This window comes from Nocardioides abyssi, assembly GCF_030412915.1.
GTDB classification, from domain to species: domain Bacteria; phylum Actinomycetota; class Actinomycetes; order Propionibacteriales; family Nocardioidaceae; genus Nocardioides; species Nocardioides abyssi.
In genome coordinates, this window is the sequence record NZ_JAUHJR010000003.1 from 133148 (window position 1) to 146544 (window position 13397).

Annotated in this window: 11 protein-coding genes and 4 tRNA genes; 7 read left to right on the plus strand and 8 right to left on the minus strand. The window is 73.4% G+C overall.

Annotated features, from left to right (window positions below):
- The first annotated feature begins 11 nt into the window (after nucleotides 1–11).
- Nucleotides 12–149, plus strand: a complete 138-nt coding sequence (locus tag QWY29_RS09675) for a hypothetical protein (RefSeq protein ID WP_300960522.1) — start codon at nucleotides 12–14, stop codon at nucleotides 147–149.
- Here the strand turns inward: QWY29_RS09675 and QWY29_RS09680 are convergent.
- The 5 genes from QWY29_RS09680 to QWY29_RS09700 all read right to left on the minus strand — a co-directional run bounded on the left by QWY29_RS09680 (nucleotide 130) and on the right by QWY29_RS09700 (nucleotide 6209).
- Nucleotides 130–1797, minus strand: a complete 1668-nt coding sequence (locus QWY29_RS09680; RefSeq protein WP_300960523.1) for an FAD-dependent oxidoreductase — start codon at nucleotides 1795–1797, stop codon at nucleotides 130–132. The genes QWY29_RS09675 and QWY29_RS09680 overlap by 20 nt on opposite strands.
- A gap of 46 nt (nucleotides 1798–1843) precedes the next feature.
- Nucleotides 1844–2827 (minus strand): AurF N-oxygenase family protein, encoded by a 984-nt coding sequence (locus QWY29_RS09685; RefSeq protein ID WP_300960524.1) that lies wholly within the window; start codon nucleotides 2825–2827, stop codon nucleotides 1844–1846.
- A gap of 175 nt (nucleotides 2828–3002) precedes the next feature.
- Nucleotides 3003–4994 carry a threonine--tRNA ligase gene (gene thrS, locus QWY29_RS09690; RefSeq protein WP_439117418.1) on the minus strand — a complete coding sequence of 664 codons (1992 nt, stop codon included), beginning with the start codon at nucleotides 4992–4994 and terminating at the stop codon, nucleotides 3003–3005.
- Between the two features lie 169 nt (nucleotides 4995–5163).
- Nucleotides 5164–5235: transfer RNA gene (locus tag QWY29_RS09695), tRNA-Val, on the minus strand.
- A gap of 152 nt (nucleotides 5236–5387) precedes the next feature.
- Nucleotides 5388–6209 carry an aminotransferase class IV gene (locus QWY29_RS09700; RefSeq protein WP_300960525.1) on the minus strand — a complete coding sequence of 274 codons (822 nt, stop codon included), beginning with the start codon at nucleotides 6207–6209 and terminating at the stop codon, nucleotides 5388–5390.
- Between the two features lie 136 nt (nucleotides 6210–6345).
- On the opposite strand from QWY29_RS09700, the gene QWY29_RS09705 reads away from it, so the two are divergent.
- The 3 genes from QWY29_RS09705 to QWY29_RS09715 all read left to right on the plus strand — a co-directional run bounded on the left by QWY29_RS09705 (nucleotide 6346) and on the right by QWY29_RS09715 (nucleotide 6627).
- Nucleotides 6346–6418: transfer RNA gene (locus QWY29_RS09705), tRNA-Gly, on the plus strand.
- Nucleotides 6419–6461: 43 nt separating this feature from the next.
- A tRNA-Cys gene (locus QWY29_RS09710) sits at nucleotides 6462–6532 on the plus strand.
- Nucleotides 6533–6552: 20 nt separating this feature from the next.
- Nucleotides 6553–6627: transfer RNA gene (locus QWY29_RS09715), tRNA-Val, on the plus strand.
- A gap of 240 nt (nucleotides 6628–6867) precedes the next feature.
- Here the strand turns inward: QWY29_RS09715 and QWY29_RS09720 are convergent.
- A complete protein-coding gene (locus QWY29_RS09720; RefSeq protein ID WP_300960526.1) occupies nucleotides 6868–7590 on the minus strand; it encodes a hypothetical protein in 723 nt (240 codons plus the stop codon).
- A complete protein-coding gene (locus QWY29_RS09725) occupies nucleotides 7587–9275 on the minus strand; it encodes a GAF domain-containing sensor histidine kinase (RefSeq protein WP_300960527.1) in 1689 nt (562 codons plus the stop codon). The genes QWY29_RS09720 and QWY29_RS09725 overlap by 4 nt, the downstream gene beginning before the upstream one ends.
- Before the next feature lie 91 nt (nucleotides 9276–9366).
- Here QWY29_RS09725 and QWY29_RS09730 point away from each other — a divergent pair, with 91 nt between their 5' ends.
- On the plus strand, nucleotides 9367–9777 hold the full coding sequence (locus QWY29_RS09730) for a pyridoxamine 5'-phosphate oxidase family protein (protein ID WP_300960528.1): 411 nt from the start codon (nucleotides 9367–9369) through the stop codon (nucleotides 9775–9777).
- Nucleotides 9778–9784: 7 nt separating this feature from the next.
- Here QWY29_RS09730 and QWY29_RS09735 read toward each other — a convergent pair whose 3' ends face one another.
- Nucleotides 9785–10441, minus strand: coding sequence for a response regulator (locus QWY29_RS09735; protein ID WP_300960529.1), 657 nt, complete (start codon nucleotides 10439–10441; stop codon nucleotides 9785–9787).
- A 133-nt stretch (nucleotides 10442–10574) separates the two neighbouring features.
- Here QWY29_RS09735 and QWY29_RS09740 point away from each other — a divergent pair, with 133 nt between their 5' ends.
- Nucleotides 10575–11543 carry an Acg family FMN-binding oxidoreductase gene (locus QWY29_RS09740; RefSeq protein ID WP_300960530.1) on the plus strand — a complete coding sequence of 323 codons (969 nt, stop codon included), beginning with the start codon at nucleotides 10575–10577 and terminating at the stop codon, nucleotides 11541–11543.
- A gap of 390 nt (nucleotides 11544–11933) precedes the next feature.
- On the plus strand, nucleotides 11934–13391 hold the full coding sequence (locus QWY29_RS09745; RefSeq protein WP_300960531.1) for a cytochrome ubiquinol oxidase subunit I: 1458 nt from the start codon (nucleotides 11934–11936) through the stop codon (nucleotides 13389–13391).
- The last annotated feature ends 6 nt before the right edge of the window (nucleotides 13392–13397 follow it).

A 13397-nucleotide genomic window follows, 5' to 3' on the forward strand; every position in this document is an offset into this window, starting at 1 on the left:
AGGGATCTCCCATGAGCGACAAGTCGCCGCGCCAAGGAATGTCGAAGAAGTCCGGCAAGTCCATCAAGGAGAAGCGGGGCGAGAAGCGCGCCAAGGCCGCCTCCGACCAGGCAGGCTCCATGGAGACGCTCAACGCGAAGAAGCGCTGAGCGACCGCCGACCCCTCCGGGCGGGGCGCAACGCCACCGCGCGTGCCTCGTCGGGGTCGGTGATCTTCACGCGGGGACGGCCCGCGGCCTCGCCGCGCCGCCGCTCCTCGCGCTCGATCGCGCGCCAGCCCGCCAGGTCCACGACGGGTACGCCGCGTGCCGCCAGCAGGGCGGACAGGTCGCCGGCCTCGGTGGGTCGACCGTCGATCAGCCCGTCGAGCAGCCCGGCGTCGAGGTCGTCGAGCAGCGCCTCGACGGTCTCCTGGGCGCACGACTTGTTGGTGCCGAGGAACCCGGTCGGCCCGCGCTTGGCCCACCCGGCGACGTACGTCCCCGGCTCGACGCGGCCGCCCGCGTGCGGGACGGTGCCGGCGACCGGCTCGTGCGGGAGCCCCGCGACCGGCACGCCGCGGTGGCCGACGGACCGGAGCACCAGCCCGGCCTCGAGCACCTCGGTTGCGCCGGTGGCCCTCGCCCGGGGCACGCCGGCCGCGTCCGGGACCAGCTCGTTGCGCACGAGCTCGACGCCGTCGACGCGGTCGTCACCGAGGACGCGCACCGGTGAGGTGAGGAAGCGCAGCACGATCCGTCGGCGGGCCGGGTCGGGGCGCCGCCCGGCCAGCTCGCGGAGCACCCGGGACCGGACGTCGTCCCCGACCACCTCGGCACCGCCCAGGTCGGCGAGCACGTCGACGTCGCGCAGCCCGGCGAGGCCGATCAGCTCCGGCGTGGTGAACGACGCCTGCGCCGGGCCGCGCCGCCCGAGGACGACGACCTCCCGCACGGCGCTGGTGCGCAGCGCGGCGAGCGCGTGGTCCGCGACGTCGGTGGCCGCGAGCGCCTCCGGGTCGGCGGTCAGCACCCGGGCGACGTCGAGCGCGACGTTGCCGTTGCCGACGACCACGACCCGCTCGGTCGACAGGTCGACGTCGAGGTGCCGGTGGTCGGGGTGGCCGTTGTACCAACCGACGAGCGCGGTCGCCGAGCACGACCCGGGCAGGTCCTCCCCCGGCACCTCCATCCGCCGGTCGGCCGAGGCGCCCACGGCCCAGACCACGGCGTCGTACCGCTCGTCGAGCTCGGCCCGCGTGACGTCGCGACCGACCTCGACGCCGAGCAGGTAGCGGAACCCGGGTTGCTCCTCGATGGCGCGGAACAGCCGCTCGGCCTCCTTGGTGTGCCGGTGGTCGGGGGCGACGCCGGCGCGGAGCAGGCCGTGCGGGGTCGGCAGCCGGTCGAGCACGTCGACGGTGACCTCTGGGTGGCGCAGCAGCTCGTCGGCCGTGTAGAGCCCGGCCGGCCCGGCGCCGACGACGGCGACGCGGACCGGCCGGGGCCGACCCAGGCGGCGCTGCGGGGGGACCAGCGCGAGCGGCGTGCGGTCGGCGTGGGGGAAGACGTCGTAGTAGGCGGCGTTGACCTCGCGGAACGGCTCCTGCTCCGGCGTCAGCGCGGTGTCCGGCACGACCGCGCCCACCGGGCACGCCGTGGTGCACGCGCCGCAGCCCACGCACGAGCGCGGGTCGACGTACAGCATCTCGGCGGTGGCGAAGCCGGGCTCGCCGGGCGCGGGGTGGATGCAGTTGACCGGGCACGCGACGACGCAGGAGGCATCGGCGCAGCAGGACTGGGTGACGACGTAGGGCACGGGATCGTCGCTCGGGGCGGTCCGGGGCGCGGGGTGGCCGGGCCGGTCAGGAAGCGGCCGAGGCCGGCTGGCTGCGGAAGCGCGAGCTGCGGCCGTCGATGCCGAGTGCCCGCCAGAGCACGCGGGAGACCGGGTTCCGCAGTCCGGTGCGGTCGGCGAGCATCCGCACGTCGGCGAAGAGGTCGCGCAGGAACTTCCGCGACTCCGCGTCGCGCCACCACACCTCACGCGCGACCGACCGCGGGATGCCCATGTCGCGGCGCGCCTGGCGACCCGGGCGGAGGATCTGGTCGCCCAGCCAGCGCATCACCAGCGGCACGATGATCGAGAGCGCGAACCGCTCGACCCGGCCCAGGCGCGGGGCGCGGTGCTCGAGGTACTGGTGCGCGAAGCCGATGTGCCGCGCCTCCTCGGCCACGTGGATCTGCATGATCCGGCGCAGCAGCGGGTGGGTGTCCTCCCCCGCCCGCAGCACCGCCTTCTGCACGTGGTCGATCGGCTCCTCGCCGGCGAGCACGCCGTAGAAGAAGGCGAACGGCGCCCACTTCGCGAACAGCGGGAGGAACGGCGCCACCGCCCGGAAGGCCCACGTGCCGCCCGCGACGTCCTGCCCGGAGCGGTTCACGAACTCCTGGAACATCTGGGTGTGGTGGCACTCCTCGGTCGCCTCGTGGGTGGAGTACCGGAACTCGGGGCTGCCGTTGCGCAGGCCGAACGCGTAGGTCATCAGCCCGCTGATCAGGACCTGCTCGAACTGCAGCCCCACCTTGGTGACGTTGGCCTGCCGGTAGAGACCGATCTCCACCTGGCGCTCGAGCGGGAGGCCGCGGTACCACGGGTGCCGGCCCAGCACGTCGCTCGTCGGCAGCACCCAGCGCGGGTCGGCCGGGTCCACGACGTACGCCGGGTCGTCCCAGGCGATGTCGAGGAACGCGTCGAAGTGCTGGTGCACCGAGGCCTCCGACAGCGTGCGGAGGGTGTCGGCGTACGAGCTGCCGGTGGGGGCGGTGTGCTGGTCCGTCGCGGTCATGCCGGCACGTTAGTGCGACACCACGTCCGATGTAAACAGGTGTGTGCGACGCGTGTCGCGGGTAGCGGCTCCGACGCGCGGCACGGACGATGCTGCGGCAAGGACGACCGAGGCCCGCCCCCGGACGAGCGGGGACGGGCCTCGCGGGCGGAGCGGCGGTACGCCGCCGGCCCCGTCAGACCTGCGTGCGGGCGGCGACGGCCTCGCGGACGCGGGCGATCGCCTCCTCGATCGGCACGCCGTTGTCCTGGCGGCCGTCGCGGTAGCGGAAGGAGACAGCCCCCGCGGCGAGGTCGTCGTCGCCGGCGATCATCATGAACGGCACCTTCTGCAGCTGCGCGTTGCGGATCTTCTTCTGCATCCGGTCGGTCGAGTCGTCGACGTCGACGCGCAGGCCTTCCTTGCGCATCCGCTTGGCGACGTCCCACAGGTAGTCCTCGTGCCGCTCGGCGATCGGGATCGCCTGCACCTGGACGGGGGCGAGCCACGGGGGGAACGCGCCGGCGTAGTGCTCGACGAGCACGCCGAGGAACCGCTCGATCGAGCCGAACTTCGCCGAGTGGATCATCACCGGCTCGTGCTTCTGGCCGTCGGCACCGTTGTACTCGAGACCGAAGCGGTGCGGCTGGTTGAAGTCGTACTGGATCGTCGACATCTGCCAGGTCCGGCCGATCGCGTCTCGCGCCTGCACCGACACCTTGGGGCCGTAGAACGCGGCGCCGCCCGGGTCGGGGACCAACTCGAGGCCGGACTCCTCGCAGACCTCGCGCAGCACGCGGGTCGCGGTCTCCCACTGCTCGTCGGAGCCGATGAACTTGTCGGGCTTGGAGTCGTCGCGGGTCGACATCTCCAGGTAGAAGTCGTCGAGCCCGAAGTCACGCAGCAGGCCGAGGACGAAGTCGAGCAGGTGCTTGATCTCGCCTGGCGCCTGCTCGGGGGTGACGTAGGAGTGCGAGTCGTCCTGCGCGAAGCCGCGGACGCGGGTCAGGCCGTGCACGACGCCGGACTTCTCGTAGCGGTAGACGTGGCCGAACTCGAAGAGCCGCAGCGGCAGCTCGCGGTAGGACCGGCCGCGCGAGGCGTAGATGAGGTTGTGCATCGGGCAGTTCATCGCCTTGAGCTGGTACTTCGCGCCCTCGAGCTCCATCGGCGGGAACATCGTGTCGGCGTAGTACGGCAGGTGACCCGAGGTGTGGAACAGCCCGTCCTTGCTGATGTGCGGGGTGCCGACGTACTCGAAGCCCTCCTCGATGTGCCGGCGGCGGACGTAGTCCTCCATCTCCCGCTTGATCACGCCGCCCCGCGGGTGGAAGACCGGCAGGCCGGAGCCGAGCTCGTCGGGGAAGCTGAACAGGTCGAGCTCGCGCCCGAGCTTGCGGTGGTCGCGGCGCTCGGCCTCCTCGATGCGGTGGAGGTGGGCCTCGAGGTCCTCCTTCGAGGGCCAGGCGGTGCCGTAGACGCGCTGGAGCTGCTTGTTCTTCTCGTCGCCGCGCCAGTACGCCGCGGCGGTGCGCATCAGCTTGAAGGCCGGGATCCGCTTGGTGGTCGGCAGGTGCGGCCCGCGGCACAGGTCGCTCCAGGCCACGTCGCCGTTGCGGCGGATGTTGTCGTAGATCGTCAGCTCGCCGGCACCGACCTCGACGCTCGCGCCCTCTGCTATCTCCTGGGCGGCGTCGTCGGACTTGCCGGACCCCTTGAGGCCGATCAGCTCGATCTTGTAGGGCTCGTCCTTCAGCTCGGCGATCGCGTCGTGGTCGGTGGTGACCCGGCGGGAGAACTTCTGGCCCTCCTTGACGATCTTGCGCATCCGCGACTCGATCTTGTCCAGGTCCTCCGGCACGAAGGGGGTCTCGACGTCGAAGTCGTAGTAGAAGCCGTCGGTCACCGGCGGGCCGATGCCGAGCTTCGCCTCCGGGAAGAGCTCCTGGACGGCCTGGGCCATCACGTGCGCGGTGGAGTGGCGCAGCACGTCGAGACCGTCGGGGCTGTCGATCGCGACGCCCTCGACCTCGTCGCCGTCGGCGAGCTCGTGGGAGAGGTCGCGCAGCTCGCCGTTGACGCGTGCGGCGATGACGCTCGGGTCCTCGGCGAAGAGCTCCCAGGCCTTGGTGCCCGTCGTGGTCATCCGGTCCTGCCGATCATCGGCGTGGACGAGGACGACTCTCATGTCGGACACGATCTCTCCTGGAGGGTTGGGGTGCACCCGGCCGTCCGGCCGGACGCTCGATGCTATCGACCGCTCCCCCGGTGGCTCGCCCCGATATCGGCCCCGCCGGGTCGGCCCGGGAAGCAGAAGACCCCGGCGCCGCTGTCGCGGCCCGGGGTCTCGGTGACGGTGGGCGATACTGGGTTCGAACCAGTGACCTCTTCGGTGTGAACGAAGCGCGCTACCACTGCGCCAATCGCCCGTCTCGCACCCTGCGGTGCGGCCGAAACCATAGCCCATGCCTCGCGCGCGCTCCCAACCGGCGCTCCTCGGCGCGTCCCGCCCGGGGGTCGTGTGCCTCAGCACGCGCGCACGCGTCCGCAGGCACACGACCGGCCCGCGGCGCCGAGCGGGTCAGGCGCCGAGCAGCTCCGGCTCGCGCTCGCGCCACACGCGCGCGGCGTCGCGGGTGACCGGGCCCGGCGTGGGCAGCTCGCGGTCGTCCCAGCGGCTGACGGCCTGGACGTCGCGCGTGGTGGAGACGAGGAAGACCTCGCTCGCCTGCTCGACGACCTCGATCGGCTCGTCGACCTCGCGACCGCCGAACCACTCGAGCACCAGCCCGCGGGTCACGCCGGCCAGGCAGCCGCTCGCGAGCGTCGGGGTCCGCAGCTCCCCCTCGACGACGTAGAAGACGTTGGAGCCGGTGCCCTCGCACAGGTGCCCGGCGAGGTTGGCGAAGATCGCCTCGCTGGCCCCGCGACGCTTCGCCTCCGCGAGCGCCACCACGTTCTCGGCGTACGACGTGGTCTTGAGGCCGGCGAGCGCCCCCCGCTCGTTGCGGGGCCAGGGCACGGTCGCGACCCGGGTCGCCGGCTCGGCCGGACCCATCCCGTCGGCGACGACGACCAGCGTCGGCGCGGAGTCCCCTCGTCCGGAGCCGAGCGGCGCCGGCCCCCCGGTGTAGGTGATGCGCAGCCGGCCGAGCGGCAGGTGCTCTGCCCCGAGGACGGCCGCCACCCCTCGACGTACGTCGTCGGTGTCGAGCGCCGGCAGCCCCAGGCCGGCGGCGCTGCGCTCGAGCCGCTCGAGGTGGCGGCCGAGGGCGAACGGCTGGCCCTCGACGACCTTCACCGCCTCGAAGACCCCGTCACCCACCGTGAAGCCGTGGTCGCTCACCACCACCGCGGGGGCGCTCGCGTCGGGCAGGAGACGGCCGTCCATCCAGGCGTGCATGGCGCCACTCTAGGGACGCGACGGGCCCGGAGACCGGCGTGCCACACGGCTCCGCAACGCCGACCGGACCCCGATTTTGCGCCCCCCAGGCGTTCGGCTAATGTTCTTCTCGCACGCCGGCCCCGGCCGGAAGCAAGCGGACGTAGCTCAGTTGGTAGAGCGCAACCTTGCCAAGGTTGAGGTCGCGAGTTCGAGCCTCGTCGTCCGCTCGCAGAGGTCTTTCCACCGGTCCTTCCATGGAAGGACCAGCATGGTGGGTTGGCCGAGAGGCGAGGCAACGGACTGCAAATCCGTCTACACGGGTTCAAATCCCGTACCCACCTCGAGCACAAACTGCAGACTTGGGCGATTGGCGCAGTGGTAGCGCGCTTCCTTGACACGGAAGAGGTCACTGGTTCAAACCCAGTATCGCCCACCAGATCGAACCCCCCGGCCGTCGGCCGGGGGGTTCGCTGGTTCTCGGGCTGTTTCTCCTGGCCTGTTTCCGGGCTGGTTTCCGGGCTGGTCCGGGCCGGGCTTTCCTGCTGCGCCGGTCGACAACGGCGCAATTGCGCCGGGATATCGGCCCGCGACGCCCGGGACCGGTCCACAACCGCGCAATTGCGCGGAAGTGTCGCCCGGGTCGGCCGCACGCGCCGGCGCCGGCATCGAAGGACGGTCAGCGACGCGGCAGCGGACGCTCCCCCGCCAGCCACCCGGCCACGACGTCGGGGCCGTCGGGTGCGACGAGCACGTCGCGGCGGGGCCGGGCCCCGGCGAGGTGGTCGAGGACGGCCGCGAGCCGGTCGGGGTCGACCGCCTGCGAGCCGACGCCGAGGGGCGGCCGGTCGTCGCGGGCGAGGCGGAGGCCGCCGCCGGCGCGGCGGTCGGCGCGGACCCCGCGCAGCTCGGGCCACGGGCAGGTCCGCGTGCGACCCAGGAGCGAGCGGTGGACCAGGGCGTCCTGCGTGAGCAGCATCCGCCCGCGGCCGAGCAGCGGCGCGACGGCGAGCCACAGCCCGAGGCCCATGAAGGGGACGGAGCCCAGCAGCGCGGTGCCCGCGCGTCGATCGGGATCGCCGTCCAGGGCGGCGGCCGCGCCCAGGCAGAACGCCGCGAGCCCGCCCAGCAGCGTGGCCGCAGCGAGCGCGGCCAGGTGGCCGGGACGGCGGGGCAGCGCGAGGCCGCCCGGCACCGGGGTCAGCCGCACACCCGCGCGGGCGCTGCGCCCCGGCCGCATGACAACCAGCAGGGCAGCCACCGTGCCGAGGGCGGCCGACCCGCCGACCGTGCGCAGGACGCCCCCGACGACGAGCATCACCAGGCCCACCAGGGCGATCACCACGAGCAACGCCCCGGCGACCCACCGCCAGGCGCGGGGGCCGAGCTCCCGCCTCCTCACGGCGTACGCCGCGTGGGCACCGCCCAGCGGACCGTGGTGCCCTGGCCGGGGGCGGAGGTGATGTCGCACGAACCGCCGAGCTCCTCGGCGCGCTGGCGCAGGTTCCGCAGCCCGGACTCGCGTGCGTCCGGGGGCAGGCCACGCCCGTCGTCGGTGACGGTGAGGACGACCTCGCGGCCGACGGCGAGGTGCACGGAGACGGCGTCGGCGTCGGCGTGGCGGCCGGCGTTGGACAGCGCCTCGCCGAGCACGGCCAGCAGGTGCGGGGCGACCTCGGCGGGGACGAGCGTGCGGACCGGGCCCTCGAGGTGGAGGGCGGGACGCACCTTGAGGGTCTGCGCGGCGCGGTCGACGAGCCGCTCGACCTCGGCCTGGAGGTCGGAGCGGACGTCGGTCGAGCCGAGGGCGAAGATCGAGCGCCGGATGTCCCTGATGGTGGCGTCGAGCTCGTCGACGGCCTGCTCGACGCGGGCGGCGAGCTCGGGCTGCTGGAGCTGGCGGGCGGTCCCCTGCAGGCCGAGGCCCACGGCGAAGAGCCGCTGGATGACCAGGTCGTGGAGGTCGCGGCCGATCCGGTCGCGGTCCTCGAAGACGGCCAGCCGCTGCTGGTCGGCCCGCGCCCGGGCGACCTGCAGCGCGAGCGCGGCCTGCTCGGCGAAGGCGGCCGGCTGGGCGAGGTCGACCTCGCGGTGCCGGTGAGCGTGCTCGGCGGTCCAGGCGAGGACGAGCACCCCGTGGGACTCGTCGGCAGTGCGCAGCGGGACGGTGACGGCGGGGCCGAGCGGGGGCCAGTCGGCGGCGGCGTACCCCGCCTCCGTCGCGTCGGGTACCGACGACGGCACGTCGAGGTCCGGGTGCGCCCCGACCACGGCGGGCACGACCACCTCCGTGCCGGAGACGGCCACGGCGACCGGGCTGTCGCCGGACCCGTCCACCACCCAGGCGAGGTCGGCGCCGGCGGCCTCACGGGCCAGGCCGACCACGGCGCGGACCGCGTCGGCGGTGACCTCGTCGACGGGCACCCCGCGCGGGTCGGCACCCGACAGCAGGGAGGTGACCTCGGCGGTGGCGGCCAGCCACCGCTGGCGCACCTCGGCCTCCTCGTAGAGCCGGGCGTTCTCGATCGCGACGCCGGCCGCGGCGGCGAGGGCGACCACGACCTCCTCGTCGGTCTCGGTGAAGTCGACGCCCCCCTCCTTCTCGGTGAGGTAGAGGTTGCCGAAGACGCGGTCGCGGATCCGCACCGGCACGCCCAGGAACGAGCTCATCGGCGGGTGTCCGGCCGGGAAGCCGTAGGACGCCGGGTGCTCGGCCAGGTCGTGCAGGCGCAGCGGCTCGGGCCGGTCGATGATCAGCCCGAGGATGCCGTGGCCGCGGGGCAGCTCGCCGATCGTGTGGACGACCTCGGTGTCCATGCCGTGGTGCACGAAGGTGCTCAGGGGACGGTTCGGCCCGCCGCCGATGACGCCGAGGGCGGCGTACCGCGCACCGACCAGCCGGCTGGCCACCCCGACGATCCGCGACAGCACGCCGTCGAGGGAGAGGTCGGCGGCCATCGTCACGACCGCGTCGAGCAGCAGCCGGAGCCGCTCCTGCTCGTCGATGACGCCCTGCACGCGGCCGAGCACCTCGCGCAGCAGCTCGTCGAAGCCCGCCGTGCGCAGGTCGCGTGCGTCCTCGTCCATGAGCGGCACCGTAGCGGCCGGGCCGTTGGTCCCGCTGGCGCCGGGACGTCCTCCCCTGTCCCCCGCCGGACGGGCAGGCCACGCTCGGACCATGACCACCACCGACCGCCACGAGCTGCGCGACCTGTCCGTCGAGGAGTGCTGGACGCTGCTCGGCACCCGCACGCTGGGCCGGATCGCCTGGACCACCGCCGACGGACCGGTCGTGCTGCCGGTCAACTACGGCCTGGCGGGCGAGACGGTCTGGATCCGCACGTCGGCGTACTCCGCGCTCGTCCGGGAGGCCGACCAGAGCCGCGTCGCCGTCGAGGTCGACCTGGTCGACGAGGCCACCCGCACCGGCTGGAGCGTGCTGGTGCGCGGCACCGCGCACGTGCGCTTCCCCCGCGACGGCCGCGCCACCCCGCCGGAGGTCGAGACCTGGCCGGCGGGACCGCGGCCGCTGTGGGTGGTCGTCGACCCGCGCGAGGTCACCGGCCGCCGGCTGGGGCCGGCCCGCTGAGTGGGACCTACTCCTGGCGCCGGTGCTTGGTGGCGTAGATCGCCGCCTGCGTGCGGCTCTCCAGGCCGAGCTTGGCCAGCAGCGAGGAGACGTAGTTCTTCACCGTCTTCTCCGCGAGGAAGAGCCGCTCGCCGATCTGCCGGTTGGTGAGCCCCTCGGCGATGAGGTCGAGGATCTTCTGCTCCTGGCCGGTGAGCCGGTCGCGACCCTCGTCGGTCGGCGGGCCGCTGCGCAGCCGGTCGAGCACCTGGGCGGTGACCGCCGGGTCCAGCATCGACTGGCCGTCGGCCACCCGGCGCACCGTCTCCAGCAGGTCCGCGCCGCGCACCTGCTTGAGCAGGTAGCCGGCCGCCCCGGCCATGATCGCGGCGAACAGCGCGTCGTCGTCGTCGTACGACGTCAGGATCAGCGCCTTGATCGACGCGTCGCGCGAGCGCACCTCGCGGCACACGTCGATGCCGGACCCGTCCGGCAGGCGGCCGTCGAGGATCGCGACGTCGGGGCGCAGCGCCGGGATGCGGCGCGCGGCCTCCTCGGCGAGCCCGGACTCCCCCACGACCTCGATGTCGCCCTCGCTCTCGAGCAGCTCACGGATGCCTCGGCGGACGATCTCGTGGTCGTCGAGCAGGTACACCCGGATCGGGGCGGTGGTCTCCTCGCTCATGCCGTCGAACCTAGCGCCCAGCGGCGTCCGCGAACGAGGGTCTTCGCCCCGAGCAGGTCGGGACCTTGGTCCCTCCCGCCCGGCCGGCCCGGCACGCACGCTGGGAGGACACACCTCGTCCCAGGAGCCGACCATGCTGACCCACGCCACCCGCACCGAGCTCGCCGCGCTCGTCGGGCTCGCCTGCCGGGCGCCCAGCGTGCACAACACCCAGCCCTGGCTCTGGCGTGTCGACGGCAGCGACGAGCAGCCGGTCGTCGAGCTGTACGCCGACACCTCGCGCCGGCTACCGGCCGCCGACCCGGCGGGGCGCAACCTGCTGGTCAGCTGCGGCGCCGCGCTGCACCACCTGCGGGTCGGCGCGGCCGCGCACGGTTGGCAGCCCGTGGTCGACCGGCTCCCCGACGTACGCCGTCCCGACCTGCTGGCGCGCGTCGCGCTGCGGCGGGGCGAGGTCGCGGAGACCGCGGCACGCGACCTCGCGGCGATCGCCGGCCGGGTCACCGACCGCCGGCGGTTCACCTCCTGGCCGGTGCCGGACACCCGGCTCGAGCACCTCGCCGCGACCGGCTCGGAGGAGGGCGCGACCGTGGTCGCGCTGCTCGACCTGGCCCGGCGGCACCGCACCGAGCTGCTGTTCTCCCGCGCCCGCACCCGCCAGGCCGAGGACCGGCTGCTGCACGCCGAGCAGCGCGCCTGGGTCGACCACGGCGCGCGCGACGGCGTGCCCGGCGCGCTCGTGCCGGTCGGCGGCGGGAGCCGGTTCGAGGACGCCCCGCCCGTCGAGGCGGGTGTCGAGGCCGGTGTCGAGAGCACCGACGGCGTGCTCATGATCGGCACCGCGGACGACGCGCCGCTGGACCACCTGCGTGCCGGCGAGGCGCTCAGCGCGCTGTGGCTGCGCGCGACGACCGACCGGCTCTCGGTGGTGCCGCTGAGCCAGGTGGTCGAGGTGCCCGAGACGCGTGCGGCGCTGCGCCACGAGGTGCTCGACGGCGGGCTGCACCCCCAGCTGGTGGTGCGGATCGGGTGGCAGGAGATCGCCCGCAGCACGCTGCCGCGCACCCCGCGGCGCGACCTCGACGACGTGCTGCTGGGCTGAGGTCCGGCGGGTTTCGAGACAGGCGCTGCGCGCCTTCCTCAACCGGCCGGACCAGCGCTGCGCGCCTTCCTCAACCAGCCGGACCAGCGCTGCGCGCCTTCCTCAACCGGCCGGACCGGCGCTGCGCGCCTTCCTCAACCGGCCGGACCAGCGCTGCGCGCCTTCCTCAACCAGCCGGACCAGCGCTGCGCGCCTTCCTCAACCAGCCGGACCAGCGCTGCGCGCCTTCCACGACCAGCCGACCGGCCCGGCCGGGCCGGAGGGCCCGGGACCTCGGGACCAAGGTCCCGTCGGCTTGGGGACCGTCGCCCGTGCCGGACGACCGGTCCGGATTCCTAGCGTGGTCGGCGCCGGAGCACCGGCACCGCAACCACGTCAGGAAGAGGGACCGTGGACCCGCTCGACATCGCCCGGTGGCAGTTCGCCATCACGACCGTCTACCACTTCATGTTCGTGCCGATCAGCATCGGCCTCTCGGCGATGGTCGCCGGCTACCAGCTCGCGTGGCTGCGCACCGGCAACACCCAGTGGCTGCGGCTGACCCGCTTCTTCGGCAAGCTCTTCCTCATCAACTTCGCCATCGGCGTCGTGACCGGCATCGTCCAGGAGTTCCAGTTCGGCATGAACTGGAGCGACTACAGCCGCTTCGTCGGCGACGTCTTCGGTGCCCCGCTGGCCATCGAGGGCCTGCTCGCGTTCTTCCTCGAGTCGACCTTCCTCGGCCTGTGGATCTTCGGCTGGGACCGGCTGCCGGCCCGGCTGCACAACGCCTGCATGTGGCTGGTGCACCTCGGGACGCTGTTCTCGGCGTACTTCATCCTCGCCGCCAACTCCTGGATGCAGCACCCGGTCGGCTACGACTACAACCCGGAGACGGGTCGCGCGGAGATGACCGACTTCGCCGCGGTGATGTTCAACAAGGTCCAGCTGGTGACCTTCCCGCACGTGGTGCTGGCGGCATACATGACCGCCGCCGCGTTCGTCGTCGGCATCGCGTTCTGGCACCTGCGCCGCCACCAGGCCGTCGACGCCACCAGCGAGGAGTCGGGCATGTGGCGCAAGGCCACCCGCACCGGCGCGTGGATCGTGCTGGTCACCGGCCTCGGCGTGGCTGCGGTCGGGGACGTGCAGGGCAAGGTGATGACCGAGGTGCAGCCGATGAAGATGGCGGCGGCCGAGGCGCTCTACGAGACCGAGCAGCCGGCGTCGTTCTCGCTGCTGACGATCGGCACGCCCGACGGCGAGCAGGAGAAGCTCGCGATCACCGTCCCGCGGCTGCTGTCGTTCCTCGCCACCGGCACCACCGACGGCGAGGTGAAGGGCATCCGCGAGCTGCGGGAGACCTACCGCGAGACCTACGGGCAGGACCCGGGTGCGACGTACTACTCCGCCGGCGACTACACGCCCAACATCCCCACGACGTACTGGACCTTCCGCTTCATGATGGGCTTGGGCTTCCTCGCCATGGGCGTGGCGACCTGGCTGCTGTGGGCGACCCGCCGAGGTCGGGCCCCCGCCGGACGGCTCCTGTACGTCGCCGTGGTGCTGCTCCCCTTCATGCCGCTGTTCGCCAACTCGATGGGCTGGATCTTCACCGAGATCGGCCGTCAGCCGTGGGCCGTCTTCGGCCTGATGACGACCGCGGCGTCGGTCTCCCCCGGTGTCAGCGCCACCGAGATGCTCATCTCGCTGGTCACCCTGACCCTCGTCTACGGCGTCCTGGCCGTCGTCGAGATCCGGCTGCTGCTGACCTATATCCGCAAGGGCGCCGACCCGGTGACCGAGGCCGACCTGCCCTCGGTGCGCACCGACGACGACGCCGACAAGCCCCTCGCCTTCGCCTACTGAGCCGAC

Coding starts and splice junctions, on each gene's coding strand:
- QWY29_RS09675 (WP_300960522.1), top strand. CDS start 12: ATGAGCGACAAGTCGCCGCGCCAAGGAATGTCGAAGAAGTCCGGCAAG.
- QWY29_RS09685 (WP_300960524.1), bottom strand. CDS start 2,827: ATGACCGCGACGGACCAGCACACCGCCCCCACCGGCAGCTCGTACGCC.
- thrS (WP_439117418.1), bottom strand. CDS start 4,994: ATGAGAGTCGTCCTCGTCCACGCCGATGATCGGCAGGACCGGATGACC.
- QWY29_RS09700 (WP_300960525.1), bottom strand. CDS start 6,209: ATGCACGCCTGGATGGACGGCCGTCTCCTGCCCGACGCGAGCGCCCCC.
- QWY29_RS09725 (WP_300960527.1), bottom strand. CDS start 9,275: ATGGACGAGGACGCACGCGACCTGCGCACGGCGGGCTTCGACGAGCTG.
- QWY29_RS09730 (WP_300960528.1), top strand. CDS start 9,367: ATGACCACCACCGACCGCCACGAGCTGCGCGACCTGTCCGTCGAGGAG.
- QWY29_RS09735 (WP_300960529.1), bottom strand. CDS start 10,441: ATGAGCGAGGAGACCACCGCCCCGATCCGGGTGTACCTGCTCGACGAC.
- QWY29_RS09740 (WP_300960530.1), top strand. CDS start 10,575: ATGCTGACCCACGCCACCCGCACCGAGCTCGCCGCGCTCGTCGGGCTC.